7 protein-coding genes and 1 pseudogene are annotated in these 6,410 nt (G+C 68.3%); 3 read left to right on the top strand and 5 right to left on the bottom strand.

Features of this window, described 5'->3' with window-relative positions:
* Positions 1-312, top strand: a pseudogene (locus AX685_RS22960) (hypothetical protein); the annotation flags it as partial.
* A 15-nt stretch (positions 313-327) separates the two neighbouring features.
* Here the strand turns inward: AX685_RS22960 and AX685_RS19610 are convergent.
* From AX685_RS19610 to AX685_RS19600, 3 genes are all read right to left on the bottom strand, one after another.
* Positions 328-699: a hypothetical protein gene (locus AX685_RS19610; RefSeq protein WP_070321596.1), complete on the bottom strand. Its 372-nt coding sequence runs from the start codon at positions 697-699 to the stop codon at positions 328-330.
* 103 nt (positions 700-802) lie between these two features.
* Positions 803-1,195, bottom strand: coding sequence for a hypothetical protein (locus tag AX685_RS19605; protein ID WP_066491807.1), 393 nt, complete (start codon positions 1,193-1,195; stop codon positions 803-805).
* A 41-nt stretch (positions 1,196-1,236) separates the two neighbouring features.
* Complete coding sequence (locus AX685_RS19600) at positions 1,237-2,538, bottom strand: Nramp family divalent metal transporter (protein ID WP_066491802.1); 1,302 nt, start codon at positions 2,536-2,538, stop codon at positions 1,237-1,239.
* Between the two features lie 91 nt (positions 2,539-2,629).
* On the opposite strand from AX685_RS19600, the gene AX685_RS19595 reads away from it, so the two are divergent.
* Complete coding sequence (locus AX685_RS19595; RefSeq protein ID WP_066491789.1) at positions 2,630-3,049, top strand: DUF2147 domain-containing protein; 420 nt, start codon at positions 2,630-2,632, stop codon at positions 3,047-3,049.
* 45 nt (positions 3,050-3,094) lie between these two features.
* On the opposite strand, the gene AX685_RS19590 is transcribed toward AX685_RS19595, so the two are convergent.
* Together AX685_RS19590 and AX685_RS19585 are read right to left on the bottom strand one after the other, a co-directional pair.
* Positions 3,095-5,419, bottom strand: a complete 2,325-nt coding sequence (locus tag AX685_RS19590) for a TonB-dependent receptor (RefSeq protein ID WP_066491786.1) — start codon at positions 5,417-5,419, stop codon at positions 3,095-3,097.
* 171 nt (positions 5,420-5,590) lie between these two features.
* On the bottom strand, positions 5,591-5,995 hold the full coding sequence (locus tag AX685_RS19585) for an EVE domain-containing protein (RefSeq protein ID WP_066491784.1): 405 nt from the start codon (positions 5,993-5,995) through the stop codon (positions 5,591-5,593).
* 138 nt (positions 5,996-6,133) lie between these two features.
* Here AX685_RS19585 and AX685_RS19580 point away from each other — a divergent pair.
* A partial coding sequence (locus AX685_RS19580; protein WP_066491782.1) for a hypothetical protein occupies positions 6,134-6,410 on the top strand: 277 nt, incomplete at its 3' end.

Below are 6,410 nucleotides of genomic sequence, written 5' to 3'. Positions count from 1 at the left end.
GACCGGCTGGACCAGCGGCTCGACACGCTGGGCGTCCAGCTGGCGGCGCTGGACGAGGACAGTCCGGCGGCGGCCGACGTGCGGCGGCTGGTGGGCGAGCAGCTGCCCGATTTCGTCCGCGACTATCAGCGCGTGCCCGTGCCGCTGCGCGGCACCCCGCGCAACGGACGCACCCCGGACCAGCAGCTGATCGACGGCCTGACGGTGATCGAGCGCGAGATCGGCGAAATGAGCACGCAACTGGCGCAGGGCGACCTGGACACGCTGGAAACGCGCAGCCGTTTCCTGGAGATCAAATACCAGGGCGAATGAGGTGGTGCGCGCGGTTCAGGCGGCGTCGGCGAACAGCCATTCCATCGCGGCCGCCCGATCGGTGAAGAGGCCGTAGTCGGGCGCCACGCGGCGGGTCTGCATCCGCAGCAGCGGCGCGGCGCCGATCACCGCGATCCGGTGCGACGCGATCCCGCGATCCGCCGCCAGCCGCTCGAAGCCGGCGGCGACCTCCTTCACCTGGACGATGAAGCCGGTGAGGTCGAACAGCGTCCGCTGCCGCCCGATCGCGGGAAGATCGAGCAGCCGGCGACGCAGGTCGGTTTCGAAACGCCGGATCGTGTCCGTGCTCCACAGCCCGGACAGCGCGATCTCGACAAATTCTCGCGCCGGGTTAACGTCGATGCGGAAAAAGGCGTCCGGCGTCACCAATCCTCTCCTATGCGGGGCCGCTAACGTGCCGATTATGTTGTCGAATATCACCGATGTCCGGTCGCGCGCCATCCCTGCGGCGGGGACATGCCGGCGTGAATCATTCCGTTGCGGGTGGCCGATCGCCGAGCAGCCATTCCAGCGCGGGACCGCGTTCGGCGAACACGCCATAGCGCGGCAGGACGCGCCGCGCCTGCATCCGCAGTAACGGCGCCTCGACCACGATCGCGGCGCGGCGCGTGGCAAATTCGGGTTCGGCCGCCATTCCCGCCAGCAGCGCCGTCACCTCCTGCACCTGGACGATGAAGCCGGAAACATCGAGCAGCGTCAGATGCTGCCCGGCCGCGCAGCCGTGCCCACGCAACGTGCCGAGCCCCTGCGCGATGTCGGCGCGATAGCGCGCGACCGTTTCCACAGTCCACAGCCCGCGGACCGCGATATCGACCAGATGGCGCGATGGATCGACGTTGATGGAATATGCGTCGATCGACACGCCTGACCTCTCCCTTGAACGCCCGTTGCGGTGGCACGCCGTCAGCCGGCGACATATCCCCACAAAAGATAACCATTCAATATGACGATCACCGTTGCGATCCCCCACGCCAGAACCGACAGCCAGCGCGGCGCGGCAAGACCGCCCATCAGGCGGCGGTCGGCAGTATAGGCGACCAGCGGGATCACCGCGAACGGCAGTTGCAGGCTGAGGATCACCTGGCTGAGCACCAGCAGGTCGGTCGCGCCGCGATCGCCCGAACCGGCCACGACGATCACTGCGGGAATGATCGCCAGCCCGCGCGTCACCAGCCGCCGCAGCCACACCGGCAGGCGGATGTCGAGAAACCCCTCCATCACGATCTGTCCGGCCAGCGTGCCGGTGACGGTGGAATTCTGCCCGCTGGCGAGCAGCGCGATCGCGAACACCACGCTGGCGCCGCCGACCCCCAGCATCGGCGCGAGCAGCGCGTGCGCATCCTCGATCTCGGCCACTTCGAACCGGCCGGCACTGTGGAAGGCGGCGGCGGCAAGGATCAGGATCGCGGCGTTGATGAAGAACGCCAGCCCCAGCGCGACCGTCGAATCGATCGTCGCCATCGACAGCGCCTCGCGCCGGTCGGCTTCGCCCTCACCATAAGCGCGGGTCTGCACGATCGAGGAATGAAGGTAGAGATTGTGCGGCATCACCGTCGCGCCCAGGATGCCGATCGCCAGATAGAGCATCGCCGGATTCGTGACGATCTCCGCCCGCGGCACCAGCCCGCCCGCCGCCGCGATCCAGTCGGGCCGCGCCCAGAACAGTTCGAGCGCGAAACAGCCCGCGATGACGATCAGCAGGCTGGCGATGAACGCTTCCAGCCGGCGGAAGCCGTAGCGTTGCAGCGCCAGGATCAGGAACACGTCCAGCCCGGTGACCACCACGCCCCAGACGAGCGGGAGCCCGAACAGCAGCTTGAGCGCGATCGCGGTGCCCAGCACCTCGGCCAGGTCGCACGCGATGATCGCGACCTCCGCCAGCGCCCACAGCAGCCAGCGCAGCGCGGGCGACGAGTGCCGGCGGCACGCCTGCGCCAGGTCCAGCCCCGCGCCGATCCCCAGTCGCGCCGACAGCGATTGCAGCACGATCGCCATCAGGTTCGACAGCAGCACGACGGAGAGCAGGGTGTAGCCGAACGCCGATCCGCCGGCGATGTCGGTCGCCCAGTTGCCCGGATCCATATAGCCGACCGCGACCAGCCAGCCGGGGCCGACGAACGCCATCAGCCGCCGCCAGAACCCCGCGCCGCGCGGGACGGGGACGGATGCGAAGCTGTCGTCGAGCGAGCGGGCGCGGGCGGTCATCGCCTGCCTGAATGCGGGAGAGCGCCCGTGGTTTCAACCGTGATGCCGACCGGGTGTTGCGCGACGCGCGCGATTGTCGCACGTCAGCGACATGAAGCCCCTGCTCCCGCTCGCCGCCGCCGCGCTTACCACGGCCATCGTCAACCCCGCCGTCGCCGCGACGCCGATCGCCGGCCGCTACCTGACCGAGGACGGGGCAGGGGTGATCGTGGTGGGGCCGTGCGGCAATACCGTGTGCGGCCGGCTGGCCACCATCCTGAAGAGCGAGCCGGGCGCGGCGAAGACCGACGTCAACAATGCCGATCCGGCGCTGCGCACGCGCCCGATCCTGGGGATGCCGATCCTGTCCGGTTTCACCGACGCCGGCAGCGACTGGCGCGGGCGCATCTACGACCCGCGCAACGGCAAGACGTACAAGTCGATCGTGACCCGCAACCCGGACGGGTCGCTGAAGGTGAAGGGCTGCATCGCCTTCTTCTGCCAGACGCAGACGTGGCGCCCGGCGAAGTGACGCAGCCCCGCCGCCCGGTCACGCGACCGGGCGGCGGGTTCTGGATCAGCGGAAACGGCCCGCGAACGAGACGCCGACGATGCGCGGTTCGTTGAACACCGCGGCATTGTAGTTCTCGATCACGCCCTTCAGGTTCTTCTCGTTGGTGATGTTGCGCGCGAAGGCGGCGAGTTCGTACTTCCCGTCGGCGGTGACGTAGCCAGCCTTCAGACCCAGCTCCAGATTGCCGTCAGCGTAGAATTCGCGCGTCTTGTACAGCACCAGATTGGTGTAGCCCTGTATGTTGACGTCGCTCGCCACGAACAGACTGCCGTTGTTCGTCAGCGGGATGTCATAGCGGACCGCGGCATTCGCCTGCCAGCGCGGGGCGTTGGGCAGGGGGTTGCCGTCGATCTGCGCATAGGTGCCGCCGCGCACGACGATCGTCGGATCGTTGACGGAGCAGGTCACCAGCCCACCGAATGCGCAGACCAGCGCATAGACGCGCTTGTCCTTGATCTCGGTATGGATCGCGCTGGCGCCCAGCGAGAAGGTGATGTTGCGGATCGGGCGCCATTCGGCTTCCGCCTCGACGCCATAGGCATTGGCGTGATCGGCGTTGAACAGCACACCGTTGCCGTTGACGTCGTTGCCGTTCAGCTGGATGTCGTCGACCCGGTAGGTGAAGGCGGTGGCGTTGAAGCGCAGCGTCGACGTCGGCCGCGTCTTTACGCCGACCTCATAGGACATGATCGTTTCGCTGTCGGCGGTGGTGAAGGGGGTGTTGAACACCGCCGAGCGCCCCTGGATCGTCGGCCCGCGGAAGCCGCGCGCGACGCGGGCGTAGATGCTGGCGGTCGGATCGATCTCGTACAGCGCCGACACGTCCCAGCTCGGCTCCTTGCCCGACAGGCGCACCGTCTTGGGCGCGCTGGGGTTGGCGGCGGCGAACTGGTCGACCGTGCCCGCCGCGTTGAACACCGGCTTCACCAGCTCGGTCCGCTTGCGATCCTCGGTATAGCGCGCGCCGGCGGTCAGCGTCAGGCGATCGGCGATGCGGTAGCTGGCCTGGCCGAACACCGCCCAGCTGGTGTTGACGTCGTGCAGCCGCGCCCAGTTGTTCGGGTTGCGCGCGGGGTTGCCCGGCGACAGGAAATAGCTGCGCTGGTAGAATTCGGTGATGTCGCGGCTGTCGAAATAGAAGCCGCCGACCTGCCACTTGAACGCGCTGTCGCCGTTGCTGGCGAGGCGCACTTCCTGCGTCCACTGGTCCAGATCGGCGATCCGCCCCATGCTCTGGCCGAAGCCGACGCCGCCGAAGTTCACCGCCGCGCCGCCGTCGGTATCGCCGCGGCTGTAGCCGGCCGTGTGCTCATAGGCGGTGATCGAGGTCAGCGTCGCTGGCCCCAGATCGAGCGCGGCGTTCACCGACGCGCCCTGCGTGCGATACGCCTGCGGGTTGTTGTCCGCCTCGTCCAGCGCGATGCGGTCGCGCGGTTCGGCCTCGACATTGTTCGACCCGCGCAGCAGCGCGCCGCGGTGGAAGATCGTCGAGGTGCCGCGATAGTCGCGCACGTGCCCGGACAGGTTCACCGACAGCGCCTCGCTGGGGGTGAACAGCAGTTGGAGGCGTGCGTCACGCTCATCGAAGCCGCCCATCACGTCCTTGCCGCCGCGCGTGCCGTCGGCGCCCGTCCCGGCGAAGGTGTTGTCGACCCAATTGTCGCGGTGCTGGAGCAGCGCGGAGGCGCGGAACGCGATCTTGTCCCGCACCAGCGGCCCGCCGACGCCCATGTCGAGCGTCACGGTATTGTACGTGCCGTAGCTGGCGGCGATGCGGCTGTCGAACGTCTGGCCGGGGCGGATCGTGTCGAACTTGATGATGCCCGCGGTGGTGTTGCGCCCGAACAGCGACCCCTGCGGCCCGCGCAGCACCTCGATATTGGCGACGTCGTAGACCGGGTTCGACTTCAGCACGACGTGCTCCAGCACGACGTCGTCCTGGATGATCGACACCGGCTGCGACGCGCCGAGGTAGAAGTCGATATTGCCCAGGCCACGGATGTAATAGCGCGGGAAGATGCGGCCGGTGGTGGTTTCGGCGTACAGGCCCGGAACGCGGCCGGCGAGCGCCAGCGCATCCTCGCCGCCCGCCTGGAAGGCGCGCAGGTCGTCGCCGCTGACGACCGCGACCGACACGGGCACGCGCTGGATATTCTCCGATCGGCGCTCGGCGGTGACGACGATCTCGCCCAGGCCGTCCTGGTCGGTGGTGTCGGTGGCGGTCGCCGTGGTGGCCGTGGCAGTGGTCTGCGCCGTCACCGGGGCGGCGACGAGCGCGGCGAACGCGGCGGCGCCGGCGAGCAGGGTCGAGCGGGTCGAGATACGCATGTGTTCCTCACTGAAAAGGTGGCCCGGGCTTGTCGTGTCGGGGAAAGCGCGCACGTCGACCGCCCTGCCGCGCTTATGGCGTGGCAGTCCCTTTCGGTCGTCCGGTGTGTTTCCCGCCCGTTATCCGGCGCGCTAGACCCCGATTGTGTCGGGATCATGAAATGTGACGATTTATGTCTGCGTCGTCAGCGACATGATCGTGTCCCATTGCGCGCGCGTCACCGGGCTGACCGACAGCCGCGACTGGCGCAGCATCGCCATGTCCGCAAGCGCGGGCGCGGCCTTCATCGCGGCCAGCTTCACGGGCGCGCGCAGCGCGTCGAGCGGACGGATCGCGACCGATACCCAGTTGCCGGCATCGCCATCGGCGCGCGCGGCGCGCGTCACCTCCGCCACGCCGACCGCGGCCTTCTGCTCACCGCTGTGATAGAACAGCACGCGGTCGCCCGGCGCCATCGCGCGCAGATGCGCGGCGGCAGCGTGGTTGCGCACCCCGTCCCATTCGGTCGCGCCATCGCGGACCAGATCGTCCCAGCCGTAGCTGACCGGTTCGCTCTTCATCAGCCAATATGCCATGTCACGCTCCCTAAACGCCCCATGAACGCCATATTCCGGTTTGGTTCAGCGCGAATCGGCGACAAGGCGCAACAGGCTCGCCGATCTGCGCGTTCAGTCCAGCATCGCGAACCCTTTGAACCGGAGGAGTAGTCCGAGATGACGGGTATGTGGAAGAAGGCGACGCTCGGCGCGGCACTGGCGGCGACCGTGCTCGCGACTGCGGCGCCCGCGGAGGCGCAGCGTTACTGGCGCCATCGCGATCGCGGCGGCGATGCGGCGGCGGGGGCGATCATCGGCGGCGTGATCGGCCTGGGCCTTGGCGCGGCGATCGCGTCGAGCAACCGCGACCGCTATTACGACCGCGGTTATTACTACAATCGTGGCTATTACAACGATCCTTACTACGCCCCGCCGCCGCGTGTGGTGTACCGCG

This window comes from Sphingomonas sp. CCH9-F2 (assembly GCF_001556735.1).
Lineage (GTDB): Bacteria > Pseudomonadota > Alphaproteobacteria > Sphingomonadales > Sphingomonadaceae > Sphingomonas > Sphingomonas ginsenosidimutans.
The sequence above is the reverse complement of the archived record's forward strand: the minus strand, read 5'-3'. Positions and strand labels throughout refer to the sequence as shown.